Below are 23,793 nucleotides of genomic sequence, written 5' to 3'. Positions count from 1 at the left end.
GTTCGCTGCTCTCAGGACGGCGGCTGCAGTGGGGTGAGGGGTGGCGGGAAGGCCCCGGAGTGCGCGCCCCACCTTGCGCGCGCACTCCGGAATGCCTTCGGCTGTGTGCTGCTTACTTCTTGATGAACAGCGTGTTCACGTCGAGGTAGTTGGTGTCCGTGTTGTAGCGGATACCGCCGATCTTCGAGCCGTACAGCTGGAGCGACTTGACGAAGAACACCGGGACGGCCGGGTTGACCTTCTCCACGATGTAGTGGTGGAGCTTCTGCCACTCCCCGGTCTGCTTCTGCACGTCCGGGATCTGCCGGATGCGGTCGATCTCCTGGCTGATCTTCGGGTCACGGACGTGCGAGTAGTTGGAGGCACCGTCCGCGATGATGCGGCCGTCGTAGGACGGCGGGATCACCGTGGAGGCGTCGGGCCAGTCCTGGCCCCAGCCGGTCAGGTAGACGTCGAAGCCGTTGTCGACCTTGCCCATCTGCTGGTACCAGGAGGAGGAGTCGACCTCCTTCTTCTGTACGTCGAAGCCGGCCTTGGTCAGCCCGTTGGCGATGGCGACCGCCTCGTTCTGCCGGATCTCGGTGTTGGCGTAGGCGTAGACGAGCTTCATGCCCACCTTGCCGGCTTCCTTCAGGAGCTGCTTGGCCTTCTCCGGGTCGCCGTTGGGCTTCTTCAGCTTGCCGTAGGGGTCGTAGCCCTTCTCGTAGCCCGCGACGGTCGGGGAGAGCAGACCGCCGGCGACCTCACCGCCGTAGCTGCCGCCCTCGATCCGGACGACCTGCTGGCTCGGCATCGCGTAGGTGATCGCGTCACGGATCCGCTTGTCCTTGATGCGGTCCATGTTCATGTTCAGCTGCCAGACGTAGGGCTGGTAGCCCTGTACCAGACGCTTGCTGGCGCTGGGGTCGCTCAGCACCTGCTGGGTCAGCGTCGGCTCCACGGCGTTGGTGAAGCTGATGGCGGTCTGGTCCTCGCCCTTGTCGGCCATCAGCCGCTTGGTGGAGTCGGAGAACTGGTGGTTGAAGGAGATGTTGTAGCCGTCGACGTACTGGTGGCGCGCCGGGTCGGTCTTGGGGTCCCAGCTCGGGTTCTTCACCAGTGCCATGGACTTGCCGGATTTGAACGACGCGATCTTGTACGGACCGCTGGTGACCGGCGCGACGTCGTAGCTGTCCTTGGTGTCCTTGGCGCTGTCCGGGACGGCGCTGTAGCCCGCCATCGCCAGCGCGTAGGGCAGCTGCGTCTGCGGCACCTTGAAGTGGAAGACGACGGTCTTGTCGTCCGGGGTGTCCAGGACGGACTTGGGCAGGTGGTCGCCCTTGTACGGGCCGTCCGGCAGCGCCTTGCGGTAGGTCGTGCCGTCGCCCGACAGCCACTGCTGGATGTAGGTCGGACCCTCGGTGATGAACGGCGCGTACATCCGCTCGATGGAGTGCCGGATGTCCTTCGAGGTGATCGGCTTGCCGTCCTCGAACTTGATGCCGTCCTTGAGCGTGTACGTCCAGGTCTTGCCGCCGTCGGACATCTTTCCGGCGTCGGTGGCGAGGTCGCCGACGAGGGTCTTGTTGCCCTTGTCGTCCTGCGTGTACGTGGTCAGGCCACGGAAGATCAACTTGGCCAGGTCGCCCACGTCGCTGACGTACATCTGGGCCGGGTCCAGGTGGTTGTAGCTGTCGCGCTGGTAGACGGTGATGGTGCCACCGTTCTGCGCGCCGGCCACCGCGGCCGCGGGGCCGTTGGACTGCGCCGCGGTGCCCAGCGGCACCACCTTGGACTGGGAGGCCGCGTCCTTGTCGGTCTGCGCGTTGTCCTTGCCCGCACGGCCGCCGCCGCTGCAACCGGTGAGCGCGAGCGAACCGGCCGCCAGGGCCACGATCACCGCGCGGGTTCTACGCGTGGAGAGTGTGTTCATGAGGATCCAAGCACCTGCCTGTCAGTCGTTGTCCCGATGTGCTGTCTGACGCATCCGGAGCGCCACCGGCGCGGGGGTGACAGCTGCCCCCGTCAAGAGGGCGATCAGCGCCCGGACTTGGGGTCGAACGCGTCCCGGACCGAGTCCCCGAGCAGGTTGAAGCAGAGCACGAAGATCACCATGGCGGCGCCCGGGAAGAGGAGGAAGGTCGGATCGTTCTCATACACCTGGCCGGCCGTTTTGAACAGTCGACCCCAGTCCGGAGTCGGCTCCAAGATGCCGACGCCCAGGAAGGACAGACCGGCCTCCGCTGTCACGAACAGCGGGAGCATGTAGGTGCTTTGCACCAGGATCGGGGTCACCACGTTGGGCAGCAGCTCCTTGGTGATGATCCGCCAGGGGGAGGCGCCGGTGATCCTCGCCGCCTCGACGAAGTCCCGCTCCCGTAGGGACATCACCTGTCCGCGCAGCAGACGGGCCAGACCCATCCAGCCCAGCGCCCACTGCACGAGGATCAGCGCGATCACGCGGATATAGGTGGGGGTCTCGTCGCCCGGCGCCACGAAGACCGCGACCACCGCGGGCATGAACGCCACGAACGTCAGCTGGCTGGGGAAGGCGAGCAGGAAGTCGATCAGCCGGCCGACCCAGTAGTCGGTCTTGCCGCCCAGGTAGCCCGCCGTGATGCCGATGATGGTGCCGGTGATGACCACCAGGATGGTGACCGCGAGCGAGATGCCCAGCGAGGTCCGCATGCCGTACAGCAGGTTGGTGAACAGATCGCGGCCGAGACGCGGCTCGATGCCGAACCAGAAGTCGCCGGACATGCCGCCGTTGGGCCCTGCCGGATAGCTGAACTCGTCCAGCAGATTGGGGTTGTCGCTGCCGTACAGCGTGTACGGGTTCTTGCCGTAGAGCGAGGCGATCACCGGGGCCAGGGCCGCGATGACGAAGAACGCGAGCACGATGATCGCGCAGATCATGCCGGTGCGGTCGCGCTTGAAGCGCGCCCACATCAATTGCCCGGGGGAACGGCCTACGAGCTCACCGCCCTTGCCCTTCTTTTCCTTCTTCAGACCCTTGGATGCAAGTCCCGGGGTATCGGGCTTGCCTGCCGCGGTCTGGGATGGACTAGTCATCGCGAAGTGCCCCCGCGCCGAGTTCTCTTGGAACGTGAAGCGGCACCGGTCGCACCGCTGGATGAGCGCGACTTTCGCAAGGGATTTACGGCGGAGTCAAGGGTATGAGGTGTGGTTGTGCACAGGACGTCCGCTTCTTGAGCGAACATTGCGCAGATTGACGCTAAGGCGTGCTTGACATGGGGTTGTCATGTGCGGCATTCAGGGAAAAATCACCCACCACCACTTAACGTGGTGGCAACTTGACTGTCGCAACACCGATATACGGACGCGTCATGCTGGAGTCCGTACGGCCGTGCGGGTGCCGTAAGCCGGCCGGGGGCGCCGATGGCTCCCCGGCCGGTCACCGCCTTGTGCGTCCTTCGGGCACCACTTCCTCCGTGTCCGTCGTCCACGTGCGGAGACCCGAGTAGACCTGCGGTAGCGCCTTCACGTATGCGAGGGCGCCGTGGAGGGGCGGGCCATCGACGCGGACGGGGGTGCGGGCCATTTCCGCGGTGCGGAAACGCCTTCTCGGCCGCGGCGAGCGCGGTACCGGTGGCCTGGCCTGTCTGCCGCTCGCGCCGGTGACAGCGCCAGTGGCCGCCCGGCGCCGCTCAGGCCATGCCCAACGACCTCTTGAGGAAGTCCACCTGGAGCAGCAGCAGGTTCTCCGCCACCTGCTCCTGGGACGCCATGTGCGTCACCCCCGACAGCGGCAGCACCTCGTGCGGCCGGCCCGCGGCCAGCAGCGCCGAGGAGAGCCGCAGGGAGTGCGCCACCACCACGTTGTCGTCGGCCAGGCCGTGCACGATCAGCATCGGACGGTGCGGTTCCGCCGCCCCGGACAACCCCTCGTCCGTCACCAGGGAGTTGAAGGCGTAGACCTCTGGCTCCTCGTCAGGGTGGCCGAGATACCGCTCCTGGTAATGGGTGTCGTACAGCCGTAGATCGGTGACCGGCGCCCCGACCACCGCGGCGTGGAAGACCTCCGGCCGGCGCAGCGCCGCCATGCCCGCCAGATAGCCGCCGAACGACCACCCGCGGATCGCCACCCGCCCCAGATCCAGCGGGAAGGAACCGGCCAGCGCCTCCAGGGCGTGCACCTGGTCCTCCAGGGCCAGCGGCCCGAGGTTCCGGGAGACCGCCTTCTCCCACGCGGGGGAGCGGCCCGGGGTGCCCCGGCCGTCCGCCACGATCACCGCGAAGCCCTGGTCGGCGAACCACTGCGAGGTCAGATGGGCGTTGTGCGCGGCGACCACCCGCTGGCCGTGCGGACCGCCGTAGGGGTCGAGCAGCACCGGCAGCGGGCCGTCGCCCTCCTCATAGCCGGTCGGCAGCAGCACCGCGCACGGGATCCGGCGCTCACCGGCGAGCACCAGCCGCGGCCGGGCGGTGAGATGCGGTGTCTCGGCATACGAGCCGATGACGGCTAGCACCTTCTCGCCGCCGTCCGGATCCAGCCGCACCACCTCCGACCGGGCGCCCGGCCGCTGCAACGACGCCTGGGTCAGCACCGTCAGCTCCCCGCCGCGCACCGCGGAGGACACCGTCGGATACGGCCGGTCGCCCACCCGCTCCCAGCCGCCCTGGTCCCCGCTGCCGCGGAACCACGCCCGATAGACCCCGATGTCGTGCGTGTCCGCGCCGCTCGCCGAGAACAGGACGTCGTCCTCGCCGATGTCCAGCACCGCCCGGACGTGCAGCGGCTCCCCGGTCAACGGCCGGTCGCCGACGAACAGCTTCCGGGCGCCGCCCTCGTCGGCGATCCGCACCAGTCGCCCGTCCGGCGTCCAGGCCGGAGCCCCCGGGAACGGCTCGACCCACGCGTCGTCCTGGTCCTCGTGCACCACGGTGGTCGCGCCGGTCTCCGGGTCGACCGTCAGATAGCGCTGGGCGCGCTGGTCCCGGGTCTGGACCAGCAGCAGCGGCGGACCGGCCGCCGACCAGTGCACGCGGGCCAGATAGGGGTAGTGCGCGGTGTCCCACCGGATGTCCGTCCGGGAGCCGTCCAGGCCGAACAGCGCCAGAGTGACCTCGGCGTTGGCGCTGCCGGCCACCGGATACGGCACCCGCGCGGGCTTCCGGTCCGGGTGCGCGGGGTCGGCGATCCACCAGCGGGTCACCGGTGCGTCGTCGACCCGGGCGGCCAGCACCCGGTCTCCCTCCGGGGACCACCAGAAGCCCCGGTGGCGGTCCATCTCCTCGGCCGCCACGAACTCCGCCAGTCCCCAGGTGACATCGGGGCCGTCGGGCTCCACCAGTGCCCGGTCCGCGCCCGCGGCACCGTCGCCGCCGCCGTCGGCCGCGACGACCCGCAGCGCGCCGTTCGCCACATAGGCCACATGGCGGCCGTCGGGGGACGGGCGGGGGTCCACCACCGGCCCCGCCGTGGGGAGTTCCCGGGTGGTGCCGGCCCGCAGCTCCGAGACGAAGAGCCGCCCCGACAGCGCGAAGGCGGCCAACTCCACGGCGGCGTCGACGGCGTAACCGACGATGCCCGCCGATCCCTCGCGGCTGCGCTCGCGGCGCGCCCGCTCCTCCGGGGGGAGCTCCTCGTCCGCGCCGGCCAGCAGGGCGTGCGGGTCCGCCGCGGCGAACTCCCCTCCACCGTCCAGATCGAGGACCCAGAGCTGCTGACTGCGGTCGGTGCCGGTGCGGGATCGGAGGAAGACGACGCGCGCGCCGTCGGGGGAGAGGGAGAAGTCGCGGGGCGTGCCGAGCGTGAAGCGCTGGGTGCGCGCGTAGTGCCGGGGGAAGGGCAGCTGTCCGGTCATGCCGCCGAGCCTACGGCGGGAGGGGCCCGCCGGTGCGGGACTGTGGAAAACGGCGTGCGCCCCCGTCGTGCTCCGGTGCACCGACTTATGCGCACGGACGGAAAGTTATGATCCCTTGCGCGTGGCGGGTGCGGGGTAAAGAGCCCTTGGCATACCCGGGTACATGGCGCCGACCCGTCGGCTCCCGTACCGTCAACTCTGTCCGGACCATGAGTACTTGGAGGTGAGCCGCCGTGGCACTCTCGATTTCGGCGGTGGTGCTGCTGGCGATCATCGTCTTCTTGTTGATCAAGAAGTCCGGGCTGAAGACGGTGCATGCATTTGTCTGCATGCTGCTGGGCTTCTATCTGGCCAGCTCGTCCATCGCCCCGACGATCAAGACCCTGACGACCAACGTCGCGGGGATGCTCGGCGGTATCAAGTTCTGACCGCGGTCCGAAGGTCCCGGGGGCCTGTCCGGAGGATCCGCGCGGGCCCGCTGTCGCACGTTCCCGGCTGACGCGGGGAGAGGTTCGCGCCCCGCGTCGTCGCATCGCCCGCGGACGTCCGGTCCGCGGCCGGCGCTCCGCCCGGCGACGCCCGGCTCCGCGCGCCGCGGAGTGTTCCACACCGGCCCACCGGGCCGACCCTCGGCCCCGCGCTCCCGCGGGGCGCACGGGCGGCCGTCCCGATCGGCTGCGGAGGGCGCGGCGGGCGGCTCGTAGGCTGTCCGCATGACCTCCCACCCGTCGCCCGCCGCCACCCCGAGCGGAGCCGCTGCGCCGCGTGGCGCAGCGCCCGTTCCCTCTCGCCGCCTCCTCTTGGTGCACGCGCACCCGGACGACGAGTCGATCAACAACGGCGTCACCATGGCCAGATATGCCGCCGAGGGCGCGCTGGTCACCCTGGTGACCTGCACCCGCGGCGAGGAGGGCGAGGTCATCCCGCCCGAGCTCGCCCACCTGGCGCCGGACCGCGACGACACCCTGGGTCCCTACCGCGTCGGTGAACTGGCCGACGCGATGGCCGCCCTCGGGGTCGCCGACCACCGCTTCCTCGGCGGCCCGGGCCGCTACCGGGACTCCGGGATGATGGGCGCGCCCCAGAACGACCGGCCGGGCTGCTTCTGGCAGGCCCCCGTGGACGAGGCGGCGGCCCACCTGGTGGCCGTCATCCGCGAGGTCCGCCCCCAGGTCCTGGTCACCTATGACCCGAATGGCGGATACGGCCACCCCGACCACATCCAGGCCCACCGCGTGGCGATGCGGGCCGCGGAGCTGGCCGCGGAGGCGGACTTCCGCCCGGATCTCGGCGGCGCGTATGCGATCGAAAAGATTTACTGGAACTGCTCTCCCCGGTCGGAGGTCGAGGCGGGCCTCGCCGCGGTGCGCGCGGCCGGGCACGGCTTCGCCGGGGTGGCGGTGGTGGACGACGTCCCCGGTGTGGTCCCGGACGACGCGGTCACCGCATCGCTCGCCGGTGCGGGCGCGTACGCGGATGCGAAGGCCGCGGCGATGCGCGCGCACGTGACGCAGATCGCGGTCGACGGAGCGTTCTTCGCGCTCTCCAACGCCCTGGGCCAGCCGCTGTTCGGCACCGAGCACTACCGGCTGGTCCACGGGGCGTCCGGTGCGGCCGACGGGGAACGCGAGGACGATCTCTTCGCGGGAATCGGGGAGTCGGCGGATTTGGTGGGTATGGAGGAGAGTGCCCGAATTGAGGAGGCGGCGGAATGACGACGTCCAAGGGTGGCGGGGCCGCGGACAAGGGCGGTGCCCGTAACGGCGGCGACACGGAGAAGGCGAAGAAGGCGGACAACGGGCGGCGGACGCGGGCGTCCGGCGGCGGCTCGGTCGCGGCGCGCGGTGGCGGTACCCCCGCGGCGCCGGCGGGCCGGCCCGCGCCGGGCGCACCGCTGACGCCGGGTCGCGTGGGCGTGTACGTCCTGCTGCTGGTCACGGGCGTCCTGCTCGCGTTCGCCGGAACGCTTCTCCAAGCGGCCTGGTTCCCGGGCGGATTGCTGCTGGCCCTGGCCGGCACGGCCGGCCTCTTCTACGGGGGCTCCCGGGCCACCGGGACCGTGGGCGGGGTGCTGGTGCCCGGCGCCGCCTGGCTGGTGACGGTGTTCCTGCTGCTCAGCGACGTCCGACCGGAGGGCGATTTCCTGTTCGGGCCGGGTATCGGTTCGTACGCCTTCCTGTTGGGCGGCATCGTGATCGCTGTGATCTGCGCCACCGGGAGCCAGGTGCGCGCTACCGGCGTGTCCCCGGGCCGAGTTGGCGGATGACGTGGTTCATACCAGGACGGATGCTGCGCGGTTCCGGGTGACCGGCCGCGGTGCGGGGGCGGATCCCGGTGCGGCGGTCTTCCCGCGCACCCCGAGTGTCGGCCGGCAGCGGCCAGTATGGTGGTGCGCGCCGCCGCGCCGCCCTGGGGGCGCTTCCCCAGCTAACGCTGGGGGCTCCCCCACTCGGCCTGAGGCCGAGGATCATCTCTGACGAGCGGCGGAGCCAACCGGGAGAACCTGCTTTGAGTCGTGAATCTGACAGTTCGTCCTCCGGCCCCCGGGGCCGTGGCGGAGCCGTGTACCCGTCGGGGACACCGCCCTACGGCTCGCCCAGGGGAGAAGCCGGCGAGACGCCGGTGCCCGGAGCCGCGGACCGGCCGGGGGAGCCCAAAACCGAGACCACGCTGACCACGCGGATCAAGATCAACATTCCGGGGTCCCGCCCCATCCCGCCGGTCGTCGTGCGCAAGCCCGTCGGTGAGGAGTCCGGCATGAACGCATCGGCTGCATCCGGCGGTTCCGCCGGCCCGTCCGGTTCCCCGGGGACGTCCGGGCCGGCCTTCGGCGGCGAACGGCCCGCCGAGCGCACGGCGGAGACGCCGCGGCCGGAGGCGACGGCGGACGAGGCACCCGCCGCCCCGAAGGAGAAGACGACCAGCGACTGGTTCTCGCCGCGCAAGCCGCAGGGTCAGGCCGGCGGGCAGCCGGCGACGCCGGCTGCCACCCCGGCGCCCGGGGCGACCGGCGGCAAGTCCGCGCAGCGTCCGGACCTCCCGTACTTCTCGGATGCCCCGGCGGGCTCCGGGTCGGCCGCGCAGAGCCCCGGCACGCCCTTCGACGGCGCCCGCGGGCATGGCGGTTCGCCCTACGAGAGCGACCCGCTCGGTGGCGACCCCCTGGGCAGCGACCCGCTGGCCGGCAACCCCCTGGGCAGCGACCCCCTGGGCGGTGCCTCCCTCGGGAGCGACCCGTTGGGCAGCGACCCGCTGGGTGGCGACCCCCTCGGGGCCGATCCGCTGACCGGGCCCTCCCCGTTCGACGGTGGTCCGCGGGGCGAGGCGTCCCCGTTCGACGGTGGCCCGCGCGGCGGTTCGCCGTTCGACGCCCCGGCGCAGCCGGCCCGCGACCGCAACCCGTTCGACTCCCCGGCGGGCGCCGCCGCCCCCACCGGCCCGACGACCGGCCCGGCGCGCGGCGACTCGGCGCTCGACCTCCCGCCCGGATTCAGCGACCCCAGCGCCGGCAAGAGCGCCGCGGGCCGGATGAGCGACGACACCGCCGAACTCACCCCGCAGCCGTCGGCGCCGCCCGGCGGCCTCGGTGTCACCGGCGGCATCACGGGCGGCCGGAAGGACAAGGGCGACGGGACCGGCCCCAAGGGCGGCCCGAAGAGCGGCGGCCCCGGTGGCCGGGTGTCCGGCGACACCCTCGTCAGCGGGATCCCCAAGGTGCCCGGGAAGACCGGACCGACCGGCGCCACCCCGTTCGCCGGGGTGTCCGGTGGCGACGAGGAGAGCGCCGCCCCCAAGCCGCGGCCCAAGATCCCCGAGCCGATCAAGCCGGCCAAGAAGGGCCGCAACAAGCTGGTGCTCATCGGCGTCGCCGTCGTCTTCCTGGCCGGCGTCGCCTACGGCGCCGGGCTGCTGCTCGACCACGCCGACGTCCCCAACAACACCACCGCGCTCGGCGTGGACATCGGTGGCAGTTCCAAGGACGACGCGGTCAAGAAGCTGGAGACCGCACTCAAGGACCGCCGCACCGCGCCGCTCAAGATCACGGTCGACGGCCGGACCGAGACCCTGCTGCCGGCCCGGGCGGGCCTGGACATCGACCTGCAGGCGACGGTCCGCAACGCCTCCGGCAGGGACTACAACCCGGTCTCCGTCGTCGGCTCGCTCTTCGGCGTCAAGCGCACCGCCCTGCCCGCGGTGATCACCGACAAGGAGAAGCTGGCGGTCGCGCTCCAGGGCCTGACCGGGCCGGCGGACGCGGCGGCGGACGGCGGGATCACGTTCGAGAACGGCAAGGCGGTGCCGCACTACGGCGCACCGCACAAGGCGATCGACGCCGCGGCCTCCGAGAGCAAGATCACCGACGCCTACCTCGAGCGTGTCAGCACCGGCAGCGACACCCCCGTGGTGCTCGCCGCCACCACCCAGCAGCCCAAGGTCGACAAGGCCGCGGTGGACAAGGCCCTCAAGCAGTTCGCCGAGCCGGCGATGTCCGGGCTGATCACGGTCCGGACGGACCCCCAGCACACGGTCTCCTTCAGCCCGCAGAAGTCCATCCCGAAGTTCCTGTCCTTCAAGATCATCAGTGGCCAGCTGGTGCCGTTCTACGACCGGCCGGCGCTCAAGGAGCTCTACGGCAACACCTTCGACAGCGTCATGGTGACCAAGGGTGACGGCAGCAAGCACCCGGTCAGCGTCGAGGAGGTGGCCAGCGCGGTGGGCAAGGCACTGGTCGGCAAGACCCCCGCCGAGCGCGTGCAGACCATCGAGACCAACGGCAGCTGACGCCCGCGGTATCGCGCACCGGCCGCCGTAGAATACGGAAAGAGCAGGTCAGAGGCCCTCTGGGGCGAGTCCTCCGGGATTCCCCCTAGGGGGCCTCACCCATGACATCTGTCATGCCGATTCGCAGACGGTTGACACTGCCGCACGGTCCGGCGATCCAGGAAGCTAAAGGACATGACGACGACAGCTACCACCACAGCCACCACCGCGCAGGACGCGGGACGGGCCCCGGTGGTCAGCTTCCAGGGGGTCAGCAAGAGTTACGGCGCGGTGCGCGCGGTGGCCGATCTGCACCTGGAGCTGCACCCCGGCGAGACCGTCGCACTCCTCGGCCCCAACGGCGCGGGCAAGTCCTCCACCCTCGACCTGCTCCTCGGCCTCCGCACTCCCGACACCGGATCGGTGTCCCTGTTCGGCACCACTCCGCAGCGCGCCATACAGCAGGGCAAGGTCGGCGCGATGCTCCAGAGCGGCGGCCTCATGGAGGGCGTCAAGGTACGCGAGCTGGTCCAGCTGGCCCGCGATCTGCATCCGCAGGGCTATCCGGTCGACCAGATCCTGGCCAACGCCGGCATCACGGACATAGCCGACCGCCTGGTCGGCAAGCTCTCCGGCGGCCAGGAGCAGCGCGTGCGGTTCGCCCTCGCCACCGCCGGCGCCAACGACCTGATCGTGCTGGACGAGCCCACCACCGGCATGGACGTCTCGTCCCGGCAGACCTTCTGGGGCGCCATGCGCCGCCAGGCCCAGGAGGGCCGCACGGTCCTCTTCGCCACGCACTACCTCGAAGAGGCCGACGAGATCGCCGACCGGGTGATCGTGCTGCACCGCGGCCGGGTGCTGGCCGACGGCACCTCCGCCGAGATCAAGGCCCGTGCCGGCGCCCGCCGGATCAACTTCGACCTGACCGAGCCGGCCGACCGCGCCGCGCTGGAGGCCCTGCCGCACCTCACCGCGCTGACCGTGTCCTCCAGCGGCTCCGGGAGCACCGTCCGCATCCAGTCCCAGGACGCCGACGCGACCGTGCACGCCCTCTACGGCCTCGGCCTCTACCCGCGCAACCTCGAAGTCTCCGGCCTCGGCCTGGAGCAGGCGTTCATCGCCATCACCACCGCCGAGGAGGCGGCCCGATGACCACTCTGATCAAGCTTGAGATCATCCGCGCGCTGCGGAACAAGAAGTTCATGTTCTTCTCGGTGATCTACCCGCCGGCGCTCTACCTGATCATCGCCGGCGGCGCGGACAGCAAGCCGATCCCCGGCACGGGGCTCGACATGGGCCTGTACTACATGGTCTCGATGGCCGCGTTCGGCGCCATGACCGCCGTCCTGCTGGGCAACAGCGAGCGCATCGCCAAGGAGCGCGAGCAGGGCTGGGTGCGCCAGCTGCGGCTGACCGCACTGCCCGGCCGCGGCTACGTCGCCGCGAAGATAGCCGCCGCGGCGACGGTCAGCCTGCCCTCGATCCTGCTGGTCATGATCGCCGCCGCGACGGTCAAGGGCGTCCGCCTCGAAGCCTGGCAGTGGATCGCCATCGCCGTCGGCACCTGGCTCGGCAGCTTCGTCTTCGCCGCCCTGGGCGTCGCCATCGGCTATCTGGCCAGCGGCGACGCGGTTCGCCCGATCTCGATGCTCTGCTTCTTCGCGCTGGCCTTCCTCGGCGGCCTGTGGATGCCGATGACGCTGCTGCCGCAGTGGGTGCAGAACATCTCCGAGTGGCTCCCGACGCACGCCTACGCCGCGCTGGGCACCGCCGTTGAGGCCGGCGGCGCGCCGCACGTCAAGGACATGGCGATCCTGCTCGGCTACCTCCTCCTCTTCGTGGGCGGTGCGGCCTGGCTGTATCGCAAGGACACTCGGAAGGCATGAGACCGGTGGAGACGAAGAGCGCGTTCGACGACCGGAACCCGGTGCTGATCGGACAGCGGCCGCGCAGCCGTCGCCAGGCCCTGCGCAAGGCGATGTGGATCGCCCTCTGGCTGCTCTACCTCGCCGGCCCGGTGGGGGAGCTGACCGGCCACGGCTTCAGCACCGCCCAGCGGATCTGGGGCATCACCGGCCTCGCGCTCTTCGTCCTCGCCTACTGCGTCCTGGTCTTCCGCCACGTGTGGCACCGACCGCCCGTCTCCCAGCGCTACACCCCGCTGGCGGCGATGCTGGTGCTGTCCGTCGCCCTGACCTGGACGCTGGGCTACACCTGGCTGGTGCTGTTCATCTTCACCAGCGTGGCCTCCGCCGTGGTGCTGCCCTGGCAGCGCTCCCGCTGGGTCATCCCGCTCGTCACCGCGGTGGTGATAGCCGTCGGCGCCCGCTATCCGGAGATACGCGGCTACTACCTCTTCGCGTACGCCCTGCCCGCTCTCGGCAGCGGCTTCGTCATGGTCGGCGTGCAGAACCTGATCCGCACCACCCAGGAGCTCCGCGCCGCCCGGGAGGAGGTCGCCCGCCTCGCCGCCAACGAGGAGCGGCTGCGGCTCGCCCGCGATCTGCACGACCTCCTGGGCCACTCGCTCTCCCTGATAACGCTCAAGAGCGAGCTGGCCGGGCGGATGCTGCCCGGTCGCCCCGAGGACGCCGCCAAGCAGGTCGCCGACATCGAGCAGGTCAGCCGCCAGGCCCTGGTCGACGTCCGTGAGGCGGTCACCGGCTACCGCCGCCCCCGCCTCGCCGTGGAGCTGGCCGGCGCCCGCGCCGCGCTGCGCACCGCCGACATCGCGCTGACCGTCGATCCGGCCCTGGAGGACGAGCCGCGCGGACTGACCGCCGACACCGAGGGCGCCCTGGCCTGGGCGCTGCGCGAGGCGGTCACCAACGTCGTCCGGCACAGCGGCGCCGGCCGCTGCGCACTGCTGCTCACCGAGGAGTGGGAGGCCGACGACCGCCACTACGTCTGCCTCACGGTGAACGACGACGGGGACGGCCCGCCCCGCGCCCAGCACGACGGCAACGGCCTCGCCGGCCTCCGCGAGCGGCTGGCACTCGCCGACGGCCATCTGGAGACCGGCCAGCCCCGCGGGTCGCGGGGCTTCACCCTGCGCGCGTACGTCCCCAAGAGCAGTCCCACCGTGTCCCCCGACGACCCGATACCCGTGCCGGACACGGCTCCCGGAGCGGCGAACGGAGCGCCCTAGGGGGGGCGTGTCCGGCGGACTCGGGGTGCGGCCGGGCCCAGGGCGGCCGGGCACCCTCCGTGCCGTTCCCACCCGCTTTTCCCGCACCGGCTGCGGGCCGCCGTGTCGGTGCCAGGCCGTAAGCTGACCCGCATGATCAGACTGCTGCTGGCGGAGGACCAGTCGATGGTCCGGGAAGCGCTGGCAGCGCTGCTGTCCCTGGAGGACGACCTGGAGGTCGTCGCCCAGGCGGCGCGTGGCGACGAGGTCGTCGGCCAGGCGCGGGCCCACGAGGTCGATGTCGCGCTGCTGGACATCGAGATGCCGGGCCTGAGCGGACTCGACGCCGCCGCCCTGCTGCGCGCGGAGCTGCCCGGCGTGAAGGTTGTCATCCTCACCACCTTCGGCCGCCCCGGCTATCTGCGCCGGGCCATGGAGGCGGGCGCGGACGCCTTCCTGGTCAAGGACGCCCCGGCGGCCCGGCTCGCGGAGGCGGTGCGCCGGGTGCTGCGCGGGGAGCGGGTCATCGACCCGGTGCTGGCGGCGGCCGCGCTGGCCGACGGCGCCAGCCCGCTGACCGACCGCGAGCGCGAGGTGCTCCGGGCCGCCGCCGACGGCTCCACCAACGCCGAGATCGCCGCCGCCCTGCACCTGTCCCAGGGCACGGTCCGCAACTACCTCTCGCTCGCCATCCAGAAGACCGGCGCCCGCAACCGCGCCGAGGCCGTCCGCACCGCCCGCGACAAGGGCTGGCTCTAGGGCGCTTCTGATGGATCTCCGCGGCGTCGCGGCGCCTGCCACGCACGCTCGCGGCGTTGCCGAAATGCCCCCATAGCTCCGCTATGAAGACATCCCGGCGCCTTGCGATCGCACGCACCAGGCGCCGCTCCTTCTTCCACGGAGATCCATCAGAAGCGCCCTAGGTGTTCTGTCCGGGGAGGTTGTGGACGGGTGAGCCAGGTCTCGGCTGGGGGATCTTGAACGGGTGAGGGCCTTCCGGTTCGGTGTGGATTGCGACGTCTACACCGACAGAAAGGCCCTCATGCCCCACCGTAATGCACCCCTGACCGAGACCGGACGCCTGCGCCTGGCCCGCTGTGTGGTCGAGGACGGCTGGCCCCTGCGCAGGGCAGCCGAACGTTTCCAGGTCTCCCCGACCACGGCCCAGCGATGGGCAGACCGCTACCGTCAGCTCGGCGAGGCGGGCATGGCCGACCACTCCAGCCGCCCGCACCGCAGCCCGGGACGAACCCCGACCCGCACCGAACGGCGGATCATCAAGGTCCGCCTCCTGCGCCGGTGGGGCCCCGCCCGCATCGCGGGCCTGCTCCACCTGGTGCCGTCCACCGTGCACCGCGTCCTGACCCGCTTCGGTCTGGCCCGCCTGTCCCACCTCGACCGTGCCACCGGCCGTGCGATACGCCGCTACGAGCGTGAACGACCAGGAGAGTTGGTGCACGTGGACATCAAGAAGCTCGGCAACATTCCCGACGGCGGCGGCCACAAGGCGCTCGGCCGGCAAGCAGGCCGCAAGACCCGCTCGAACGCCGGCTACAGCTACATCCACACCGCCGTCGACGACCACTCCCGCCTCGCCTACAGCGAGATCCACACCGACGAGCGCAAAGAGACCGCCACCGCCTTCTGGCAACGCGCCCAGGCGTTCTTCACCCAGGCAGGGATCACCGTCGAGCGGGTCCTGACCGACAACGGCTCCTGCTACCGCTCACACGACTGGCGGGACGCGCTGGCAGCGGCCGGGATCACCCACAAGCGCACCCGGCCCTACCGACCCCAGACCAACGGCAAAGTCGAACGCCTCAACCGCACCCTGCTCGACGAATGGGCCTACGCCCGCCCCTACCGCTCGGAAACCGAACGACGCGAAGCCTTCCCACAATGGCTACACACCTACAATCACCACCGCGGACACACCGCACTCGCAGGCCAACCACCCGCCAGCCGCGTCCCCAACCTCACAGGGCAATACACCTAGGTCTGTCCGATGGCGCCAAGGCCGGCCCCGGCCGATCGCACCGTCGGCGCCGTGTCCAGGACCTTCGCCGGTGCGCGGCCGGACCTTCGCCCCTGTGCGGGCTCGCGGAACGTCCCGCAGGCTTGAAGTGTCATGCCAGCCCATCGCCCCGCCGAGGGCGGCCTCCTCGCCCCCGTGCTGCTGATCCTCGCCATCGTGGTCGTCGCGACCGTGGACGCGACGACCGGCCCGGAGCTGCACATCTCCGCCTTCATGGGGATCGCCCCGCTGGTCGCCGCGCTGCGCTGCTCCTACCACCGGACGCTGCTGGTGGCCGTGGTCTACGTCGTCTGCCTCACCTACGTCGATCTGCTGACGGTGCCGGACTGGGCCCCGGCCAGCCGGGTCGTCGGCGTCTTCGGCGCGTTCCTGGTGGGCGTCTTCTCCCTGGTGCTGTGCCGTACCCGACTCGAACGCGAGGCGCTGCACGCCCGCACCACCCTGGTCGCCGACACCGTGCAGCGGGCGATGCTGCGCGAGCTGCCGCTGCGCGCCGGACCGCTGGAGGCGTACGGCTTCTACGTGTCCGCCCAGGAAGGCGCCCGGGTCGGCGGCGACATCTACGAGGCCGTCGACACCCCGCACGGGCTGCGGCTGATGATCGGCGACGTCCAGGGCAAGGGCATGCCGGCGATCGGCGCGGGCCTGGAGGTGCTGGCGTCGTTCCGCGAGGCGGCGCAGTACCAGGAGTCGCTGGAGGGCGTGGCCGGCCGGATGGAGCAGGCCCTGACCCGCTACAACGCCCGCTCCGCCAAGGAGGGCGCCGACGAGCGCTTCGTCACCGCGCTGCTGCTGGAGGTCCGCGGGTCCGGCCGGGCCCGGCTCCTGTCCTGCGGCCACATCCCGTACTACGTGGTGCGGAACGGCATCGTCCAGGAGCGCTCCGACGGTGAGGGCGGGCTCCCCCTGGGGCTGGGCGGACTCAGCCGCGAGCCGCGCCGCAGCGTCCGTATCCAGCACGAACCCCACGACTGGGTGGTGCTGTGCACGGACGGCGTCACCGAGGCCCGTGGCGGCGACGGCCGCTTCTACCCGCTGGCCGAGCGGCTCACCACCTGGGTCGACCTGGAGCCGGTCGAGCTGGCCCGCACCCTCCGTGCCGACCTGGAGCACTTCACCGGCGGCGATCTGAAGGACGACGCCACGCTGCTGGTCGTCCGCCGCACCCCGGCGGAGCGGACCGCGCCGGCGCCGGCCCGGTCCGCGGCGGCCTGACCGGGCCCGGCCCCGTCGAGCCCTCAGTTCAGCCGGGCCCGGGCCGCCCCGGCCTCCCGGCGCAGCGCCGTCGCCGCGGCCGGCTGGACCGGCTCCAGCACCCGCGCGTACTCCTCCAGCTCGGCCGCCCCGGCCAGGAACTCGCCCCGCTGGACGAGGAGTTGGGCGCGTTCATGGCGCAGCCGCGCCGGATGGCTGGGCAGCAGCAGCGACAGGTCCAGCGCCCACAGATGGACCGCGCTGTGCTCCGGCCGGGCCTGGGCCCAGGCCCGGATGTTGTTGAGGATCCGCTGGATGATCTCCAACGGGCCGGCCGGGGACAGCATCCCCGGGGTCAGCGCCTCACCGGTCGCCCCCGCGACGATCATCGCCGCGTCCTGGTCGGTGAGCGGCCGCCCGCCCTCGAACGGATCCGCCAGCACATGCCGCCCGGCCGGATCCCCGAGGCCGACGACGAAGTGGCCCGGCAGCGCCACCCCGTACACCGGCGCCCCGGCCCGCCGGGCGACCTCCAACCAGATCACCGACAGCAGGATCGGCAGCCCGTGGCGGCGCCGCAGCACCTCGTGCAGCAGCGACGACTCCAGCCGGCGGTAGGCGCCGGGCGAGCCCACGAAGCCCTCCCGGGTGCCCAGCAGCTCGGCGAGGTTCCGGGCCCAGGCGCCGGGGCCGCCGGCGGGGGAGTGCGGCAGCAGACCGGCCAGCCGGTCCAGTTCGATCTGGGCCGCGTCGATACCGGCCTCGTCCAGGGCGGGATCGGCCTCGGCGCCGATCAGCAGGCACAGCAGCGCGAGGTCGGGCCGCTCCTCGCGGGCCGCCGCCGCGAACTGCCGCCGCCGCTCGTCGCGCGCCGCGTCCCGCTCGGGCCCCGGTTCCCCGCGCTCCGCTCGCTCACCCATACCGGACGGATACCCCCTCAGGCCCCGGCCCCGCCGCCCGCCGGGCCGCGTCGATAGTGATAGCCGTGGTGCTCGACGAACCCCAGCCCGTCGTAGAGCGCCAGGCCGCCGGCGTTGTCCGCCTCGACCTGGAGGTACGCCGCCGAGGCGCCCTCGGTCAGGGCCCGCTCGGCGAGCGCCGCCATCACCAGTGTCGCCAGTCCCTCGCGCCGCCGCTCGGGCGCGGTCTCCACCGCGGCGAACCCCGCCCAGCGCCCGTCGACGGCCAGCCGTCCGATCGCCGCGGTGCCGCCGCCCGGCGCCGGCACCCGTGCGAACCACACCGAGGGGCCGCCGGTCAGCACCGCCAGCCCCGTCGCCGTGGGCGCCCCGGCCCGGTTGTACAGGCCCAGCCAGCCGTCGTCCGGCTGCCGGGAGAGCAGTACGCCCGAGGTGTCCGCCTCGGTGTCCGCCAGCGGCGCCAGCGCCGCGATCCGCACGGAGGTGTGCGCCTCGTCGCGCCATCCGCGCTCGCCCAGCGCGGCGGCCAGTCGCTCGTCGGCGTCCGCCCGCCCGGTGGCGACGGAGACCAGGGTGGGCAGTCCGCGCTCGGCGTACCACCGGGTGGCCCGGCCCAACGCGTCGTCCAGGGGGACGCCGGGGTCGCCGAGCGGCAGCACGGAGTTGGCGCGGCGGGTGAAGCCGGTCCGCTGCGGTCCGCCGGGAGCGCCCGCCGCACGTGCCGTCTCCTGGACGGACGCCCGCAACGTCCACTCACCGAGACGCTCCGTCTCAACGGCAGGCCACCCGCGGGCGGCCACCTCCTGGAGCTCCCGGACCGTGGCCGCCGGGACCTTCCGGCGGGCCGGCGCAGCCGGGACAACCTTGGCCGCTACCAGCGAAGACTCCTCGACCCGCACGGATCCGCCATCGCGCCGTGTGATGCTCAGCACACCGTCGTCCCATGATGTGAGAACGCCGATCGCGTCGGTGAACGCGGGCTCCCCGGCCGGAGCCCCGGTCAAGCGCCGGACGGATACCCTTTTGCCCACGTCGGCACGGGTGATCCGGACCTCCGCGCGCCCGCCGGAGAGGAATTCCATTGATCTCTGACCGCCCCTCTTGTTCGTCTCGTGCCCGGGAACGGAGATACTAGGTGGCGGGCATCGACGACGCCGCGCTCCCGCGCGCCCAGCGGCGGTACCGCCGATCGGTCCGCCGGCCCTAACGAGGAGGAACGACAGCGTGACCTACGTCATCGCGCAGCCTTGTGTCGACGTCAAGGACAAGGCATGCATCGAGGAGTGCCCCGTCGACTGCATCTACGAGGGCTCCCGGTCCTTGTACATCCACCCGGACGAATGCGTCGACTGTGGTGCCTGTGAGCCGGTCTGCCCGGTCGAAGCGATCTTTTACGAGGACGACACTCCGGAGGAGTGGAAGGACTACTACAAGGCGAACGTGGAGTTCTTCGACGAGCTCGGTTCTCCGGGTGGTGCCAGCAAGCTCGGCCTGATCGAGCGCGACCACCCGTTCATCGCCGCGCTGCCGCCGCAGAACCAGGACCACTGACACCCCGGAGGGCGGAGCGGAGCCGGCCGGCTCCTCCCGTGCCTCCGAGGCCGCTGGGGGTAGCCCCGGCATGAGCTGGGGAAGGCCATACGGCGCCGCCCGGTCCCGTACGGCCCACCCGCTGTACGGGACCGCGGCGTTTTCGCGCGCCGACGTCCCCCGCGCCACCCCGTACGAGAAAGAGAGCACCGTGGGCGCAGTCTCCCCTCGCCACCCGTCGGGCGCGACCCTCCGCGACCTCCCGCCCGTCTCCCACCGCCGCCCTTCGGGGACGTCGCTTCGCGACCGCCTTCCGGCCTTCCCGTGGGACCGCCTGGAGCCGTACAAGGCGACCGCCGCCGCCCATCCGGACGGCATCGTCGACCTCTCCGTCGGCACCCCGGTCGACCCGGTGCCCGCGCTGGTCCAGCGCGCGCTCACCGACGCGGTGGACAGCCCCGGCTACCCCACGGTGTGGGGCACGACCGCCCTCCGGGACGCGCTCACCGGCTGGGCCGCCGACCGCCTCGGCGCCCCCGACCTCGCGCACACCAACGTGCTGCCGGTCGTCGGCTCCAAGGAACTCGTCGCCTGGCTGCCGACCCAGCTGGGCCTGGGCCCCGGCGACAAGGTGGCCTACCCGCGGCTGGCCTACCCCACCTACGAGGTCGGCGCCCGCCTGGCCGGCGCCGAGCCGGTCGTCTACGACGCCGAGACGTTCGCGTCCTCCGACGCGGGCGTCGACCTGGACCCGACCGGCCTGAGGCTCCTCTGGCTCAACTCCCCGTCCAACCCCACCGGTCAGGTGCTCACCGTCGACGAGCTGCGCCGCACCGTCGCCTGGGCCCGCGAGCACGGCGTCCTGGTCTTCAGCGACGAGTGCTACCTCGAACTGGGCTGGGACGCCGAGCCGGTCTCCGTCCTGCACCCGGACGTCTGCGGCGGCTCCTACGAGGGCATCGTCGCCGTCCACTCGCTGTCCAAGCGCTCCAACCTCGCCGGCTACCGCTCCGCGTTCCTGCTCGGCGACGCCGCGGTCCTCGACGACCTGCTCCAGATCCGCAAGCACGGCGGGATGATGGTGGCCGCGCCGGTCCAGGCCGCCACCGTCGCGGCCCTCGGCGACAGCGCGCACGTCGCCGAGCAGCGCGAGCGCTACGCCGGCCGCCGCACCGCGCTGCGCACCGCCTTCGAGGCCGCGGGCTTCCGCATCGAGCACAGCGAGGCGTCGCTCTACCTCTGGGCGACCCGCGACGAGCCCTGCTGGGACACCGTCGGCGACCTCGCCGAGCGCGGCATCCTGGTCGCCCCCGGCGACTTCTACGGCACCGCGGGGGAGCAGTTCGTCCGGATCGCCTTCACCGCCACCGACGAGCGGGTGGCCGCCGCGGTGCGCCGCCTGACCGCATGAGCCGCTGAACCACCGCACGCACGGGGGCCCGGGGAGAGCAGTTCCCCGGGCCCCCGTGGCGTCGTACGGAAGGTCAGTGGGTGCCGTTGCCGATCGGGATCCCGCCGATCAGGCCGTGGACCGGCGTGCGCGGCTCCTGGGGGGCGCCCACGAGGTGCTTGACCGCCTCGCCGGCCAGCGAGTTGGTCGACACGCCCTTCTTCGCGACCGGACGGGCCGCGTCCTCCGCCTGGCGGGCGGTCTCCTGGGTCAGCGGCGCGGCCTCCTCGACGATCGGGGCCAGCGTCCGGACCAGCGCGGGGGCGAGGGTGCGCGCGGCCTCGTCGCCGGTCTTGTTGACCAGGCCGACGCCGGTCCGTGCGGCGCCGTCCAGGGTCTTGGCGGTGTTCGCGGAGTCCACGGTGGTCAGTCCGCCCAGCTCGTTGCCCTGAGGCGGCAGGTTCACAGCGTTCGCGGATCCGGCCGCGGCGACCACGGGAGCGGCGCCCGCCGCGACCAGCAGGGCGGCTCGGGCGATCCGACGCGTAACGGGGAGGGACATGGTGCTCCTTTTACGGAGAAGAACTCGTACTTCTGACAGATGTGCCATGTCCGCCGGGCGGACGGACGCCCTGAATACCGCGTCAGGTGCCCGAAGGTTGCGGTGAAATCCGGTAAAGAATTGGCAACGTGTCACATAATCTGCCCTCGATAAATACGAGGAATGTGTGCGTGTGCCGAAGCCGCGCGGAAAGGTCACAGACCTCTAAACGCAAGGGAATTGGCCGAGGATACGGTCACAAGCAGGTGAAATCCCGGACCGGGAAAGGGCATTGCCGCCGCGCCGCCCGTCGGCGACGTCAACCACGGTCCCCCGAGGGGTCGGTGGACTACTGCGCGGTGACGATCCGCACCGCGCCCGCGGCGTCCCCGGCTGCCGCCGCGCCCTGCCAGCCCTTGTCCGAGTCGGCCGCCGTCCACGTCCGCCCGGCGTACGAGATCCGCTCGATGTGCAGGTCGGCGGCGTGCGCCAGCGCCCAGTTCGCCAACTGCCAACCACGCTGGCCGGCATCGCCCGGGGTCGTCGCCTGGTACCCGTCCGACTGCACCGGCACCGTCAGGCTGCGGCCGGAAACCGCCGCCCGCCCGCCGGCCGCGTCCGTCCGCGGCAGCACGTCCGCGCCGAACTCCCGCACCAGCTTCTCCCGCACCTTCGTCGCGCCGTCCGGCCCGGCGCCGTCCACGGGGTGGCTCACCGTGCAACTCAGCACGTCCCCGTTCCGGCCGGTCAGCGCCCCGGTGAGCAGTGCCGCATTCGCCTCGTGCTTGGCGTACGCCTGCGGATAGCCGCTGCGCTGCACCTTCTGTGCGGCAACGGTCAACGGCAGCCGGGAATAGCCGGGGACTTTCACCAGATGGCGGTAGAACTCCCCGGACGAATAGACCGGGTCCATGATCTGTTGCACGGTGCCCCAGTCCTGCGACGGCCGCTGCTGGAACAGCCCCACCGAATCCCGGTCACCGAAATTGATGTTGCGCAGCCCGGACTCCTGCATCGCGGTCGCCAGCGCGATCGTCACCGCCCGCTCCGGCAGCCCGCGCGAGGCCGCCACCGCCGAGATCGTCGCGGCGTTCGCGGCCTGCTCGGGGGTGAGCTCGTACGGGTCCCCGTCGCCCTGGACACGCACCGAACAGCGCGGCGCCCCGGGGCCGCTGGTGACGTACTGCACCAGGAGATACGCGACCACCCCGAGAAGGACGGCGACCGCCGCGGCGGTACGCCACAGGCGGGCGCGGCGGACAGGGGAAACGGGCTGGGCGGACACGCAGCACAACGTACCCGAGGGCCGCCGGATAGGGTCGGCTCCATGGAGCGCACCACTCACCCCGGCCTTGACCTGTCGCTGGACGCCGCCGCGCTGACCGCCCAGCTCGTCGACTTCCCGTCCGAGAGCGGCGACGAGAAGGACCTCGCGGACGCCGTCGAGAACGCCCTGCGCGCCCTGCCGCACCTGACCGTCGACCGGTACGGCAACAACGTCGTGGCCCGCACGCACCTGGGCCGCGCCGAGCGGGTGGTGCTCGCCGGACACCTCGACACCGTGCCGATCGCCGACAACGTCCCGTCCCGGCTCGACGAGCACGGCGTCCTGTGGGGCTGCGGCACCTGCGACATGAAGTCCGGGGTCGCCGTCCAGCTCCGGATGGCCGCCACCGTCCCGGCCCCCAACCGGGACCTGACCTTCGTCTTCTACGACAACGAAGAGGTCGCCGCGCACCTCAACGGCCTCGGCCACGTCGCCGACGCCCATCCCGACTGGCTCACGGGCGACTTCGCCGTCCTCCTGGAGCCCTCCGACGGCCAGGTGGAGGGCGGCTGCCAGGGCACCCTCCGGGTCCTGCTGCGCACCCGGGGCGAGCGCGCCCACTCCGCGCGCAGCTGGATGGGCGCCAACGCCATCCACGCCGCCGCCCCCATCCTGGCGAAGCTCGCCGCCTACGAGCCGCGCCGCCCGGTCATCGACGGCCTGGAATACCGCGAGGGCCTCAACGCGGTCCGCGTCGAGGGCGGGGTGGCGGGCAACGTCGTCCCCGACGAGTGCACCGTCACCGTCAACTTCCGCTACGCGCCCGACCGCACCCCCGAGGAGGCGGTGGCCCACGTCCGCGAGGTCTTCGCGGACTGCCCCGTGGACGAGTTCGTCATCGACGACCACTCCCCGGGGGCGCTGCCCGGCCTGTCCCACCCGGCGGCCCAGGCGTTCATGGCGGCGGTCGGCGGCACCGCCAAGCCCAAGTTCGGCTGGACCGACGTCTCCCGCTTCAGCGCCCTCGGCGTCCCGGCCGTCAACTACGGGCCCGGCGAGGCGCTGCTGGCCCACAAGAAGGACGAGCGGGTCGCGATCGACCGGATCCTGCACTGCGAGGAGCGGCTGCGCACCTGGCTGACCGCCGGCCCGGCGGCTTGACGGCCCCGTCGCCGACCGCCCGCATACCCGGCGAATTCCCCTCCGCTTCACACCGAC

General features: G+C 72.0%; 20 protein-coding genes. 13 read left to right on the top strand and 7 right to left on the bottom strand.

Translation table 11 applies throughout. The features are described 5' to 3' along the window. Window positions 1-112 precede the first annotated feature (112 nt). The 3 genes from SNOUR_RS15145 to SNOUR_RS15135 all read right to left on the bottom strand — a co-directional run bounded on the left by SNOUR_RS15145 (window position 113) and on the right by SNOUR_RS15135 (window position 5,807). On the bottom strand, window positions 113-1,912 hold the full coding sequence (locus tag SNOUR_RS15145) for an ABC transporter substrate-binding protein (protein WP_067347235.1): 1,800 nt from the start codon (window positions 1,910-1,912) through the stop codon (window positions 113-115). A 104-nt stretch (window positions 1,913-2,016) separates the two neighbouring features. After that, entirely contained in the window at window positions 2,017-3,051 is a 1,035-nt protein-coding gene (locus tag SNOUR_RS15140) for an ABC transporter permease (RefSeq protein WP_067347234.1), read from the bottom strand. Window positions 3,052-3,647: 596 nt separating this feature from the next. Further along, a complete protein-coding gene (locus SNOUR_RS15135; RefSeq protein WP_067347232.1) occupies window positions 3,648-5,807 on the bottom strand; it encodes a S9 family peptidase in 2,160 nt (719 codons plus the stop codon). Between the two features lie 233 nt (window positions 5,808-6,040). On the opposite strand from SNOUR_RS15135, the gene SNOUR_RS15130 reads away from it, so the two are divergent. The 10 genes from SNOUR_RS15130 to SNOUR_RS15085 all read left to right on the top strand — a co-directional run bounded on the left by SNOUR_RS15130 (window position 6,041) and on the right by SNOUR_RS15085 (window position 16,948). Continuing rightward, the gene (locus tag SNOUR_RS15130; protein WP_067347230.1) at window positions 6,041-6,235 is read left to right on the top strand and encodes a hypothetical protein; all 195 of its coding nucleotides are present in this window, start codon (window positions 6,041-6,043) and stop codon (window positions 6,233-6,235) included. 285 nt (window positions 6,236-6,520) lie between these two features. After that, entirely contained in the window at window positions 6,521-7,522 is a 1,002-nt protein-coding gene (mshB, locus tag SNOUR_RS15125) for an N-acetyl-1-D-myo-inositol-2-amino-2-deoxy-alpha-D-glucopyranoside deacetylase (protein WP_079142653.1), read from the top strand. Continuing rightward, on the top strand, window positions 7,519-8,073 hold the full coding sequence (locus SNOUR_RS15120; protein WP_067347222.1) for a DUF6113 family protein: 555 nt from the start codon (window positions 7,519-7,521) through the stop codon (window positions 8,071-8,073). The genes mshB and SNOUR_RS15120 overlap by 4 nt, the downstream gene beginning before the upstream one ends. A 491-nt stretch (window positions 8,074-8,564) precedes the next feature. Continuing rightward, complete coding sequence (locus tag SNOUR_RS15115; protein ID WP_079142651.1) at window positions 8,565-10,589, top strand: hypothetical protein; 2,025 nt, start codon at window positions 8,565-8,567, stop codon at window positions 10,587-10,589. 174 nt (window positions 10,590-10,763) lie between these two features. Then, window positions 10,764-11,723, top strand: a complete 960-nt coding sequence (locus SNOUR_RS15110) for an ABC transporter ATP-binding protein (protein WP_067347218.1) — start codon at window positions 10,764-10,766, stop codon at window positions 11,721-11,723. Next, complete coding sequence (locus tag SNOUR_RS15105) at window positions 11,720-12,457, top strand: ABC transporter permease (RefSeq protein WP_067347216.1); 738 nt, start codon at window positions 11,720-11,722, stop codon at window positions 12,455-12,457. Before SNOUR_RS15110 ends, SNOUR_RS15105 begins: the two co-directional genes overlap by 4 nt. Next, on the top strand, window positions 12,454-13,719 hold the full coding sequence (locus SNOUR_RS15100) for an ATP-binding protein (protein WP_067347214.1): 1,266 nt from the start codon (window positions 12,454-12,456) through the stop codon (window positions 13,717-13,719). The genes SNOUR_RS15105 and SNOUR_RS15100 overlap by 4 nt, the downstream gene beginning before the upstream one ends. A gap of 132 nt (window positions 13,720-13,851) precedes the next feature. Further along, window positions 13,852-14,457, top strand: coding sequence for a response regulator transcription factor (locus tag SNOUR_RS15095; protein WP_079142649.1), 606 nt, complete (start codon window positions 13,852-13,854; stop codon window positions 14,455-14,457). A gap of 283 nt (window positions 14,458-14,740) precedes the next feature. Then, window positions 14,741-15,694 carry an IS481 family transposase gene (locus tag SNOUR_RS15090; protein WP_067358055.1) on the top strand — a complete coding sequence of 318 codons (954 nt, stop codon included), beginning with the start codon at window positions 14,741-14,743 and terminating at the stop codon, window positions 15,692-15,694. Between the two features lie 132 nt (window positions 15,695-15,826). Beyond that, window positions 15,827-16,948: a PP2C family protein-serine/threonine phosphatase gene (locus SNOUR_RS15085; protein WP_067347212.1), complete on the top strand. Its 1,122-nt coding sequence runs from the start codon at window positions 15,827-15,829 to the stop codon at window positions 16,946-16,948. A gap of 23 nt (window positions 16,949-16,971) precedes the next feature. Here the strand turns inward: SNOUR_RS15085 and SNOUR_RS15080 are convergent, their stop codons facing one another. Both SNOUR_RS15080 and SNOUR_RS15075 read right to left on the bottom strand, forming a co-directional pair. Continuing rightward, window positions 16,972-17,847 carry a transglutaminase family protein gene (locus SNOUR_RS15080; RefSeq protein WP_067347210.1) on the bottom strand — a complete coding sequence of 292 codons (876 nt, stop codon included), beginning with the start codon at window positions 17,845-17,847 and terminating at the stop codon, window positions 16,972-16,974. 17 nt (window positions 17,848-17,864) lie between these two features. Next, entirely contained in the window at window positions 17,865-18,929 is a 1,065-nt protein-coding gene (locus tag SNOUR_RS15075) for a GNAT family N-acetyltransferase (RefSeq protein WP_067347208.1), read from the bottom strand. A 142-nt stretch (window positions 18,930-19,071) separates the two neighbouring features. Between SNOUR_RS15075 and fdxA the strand changes: the two genes are divergently transcribed. Together fdxA and dapC are read left to right on the top strand one after the other, a co-directional pair. Beyond that, window positions 19,072-19,398, top strand: a complete 327-nt coding sequence (gene fdxA, locus SNOUR_RS15070; protein ID WP_016573354.1) for a ferredoxin — start codon at window positions 19,072-19,074, stop codon at window positions 19,396-19,398. 70 nt (window positions 19,399-19,468) lie between these two features. After that, window positions 19,469-20,788, top strand: a complete 1,320-nt coding sequence (gene dapC, locus SNOUR_RS15065; RefSeq protein WP_312632576.1) for a succinyldiaminopimelate transaminase — start codon at window positions 19,469-19,471, stop codon at window positions 20,786-20,788. A gap of 73 nt (window positions 20,789-20,861) precedes the next feature. Here dapC and SNOUR_RS15060 read toward each other — a convergent pair whose 3' ends face one another. Then, window positions 20,862-21,329: an ATP-binding protein gene (locus SNOUR_RS15060; RefSeq protein ID WP_067347207.1), complete on the bottom strand. Its 468-nt coding sequence runs from the start codon at window positions 21,327-21,329 to the stop codon at window positions 20,862-20,864. A 328-nt stretch (window positions 21,330-21,657) separates the two neighbouring features. Beyond that, complete coding sequence (locus tag SNOUR_RS15055) at window positions 21,658-22,593, bottom strand: VldE C-terminal domain-containing protein (protein WP_067347205.1); 936 nt, start codon at window positions 22,591-22,593, stop codon at window positions 21,658-21,660. 42 nt (window positions 22,594-22,635) lie between these two features. Here SNOUR_RS15055 and dapE point away from each other — a divergent pair, with 42 nt between their 5' ends. After that, window positions 22,636-23,736 (top strand): succinyl-diaminopimelate desuccinylase, encoded by a 1,101-nt coding sequence (gene dapE / locus SNOUR_RS15050; RefSeq protein WP_067347203.1) that lies wholly within the window; start codon window positions 22,636-22,638, stop codon window positions 23,734-23,736. Window positions 23,737-23,793 lie beyond the last annotated feature (57 nt).

The organism is Streptomyces noursei ATCC 11455 (assembly GCF_001704275.1).
GTDB lineage: Bacteria > Actinomycetota > Actinomycetes > Streptomycetales > Streptomycetaceae > Streptomyces > Streptomyces noursei.
Note: the sequence above shows the minus strand (reverse complement) of the source record. Positions and strands in the feature narration are given on the sequence as shown.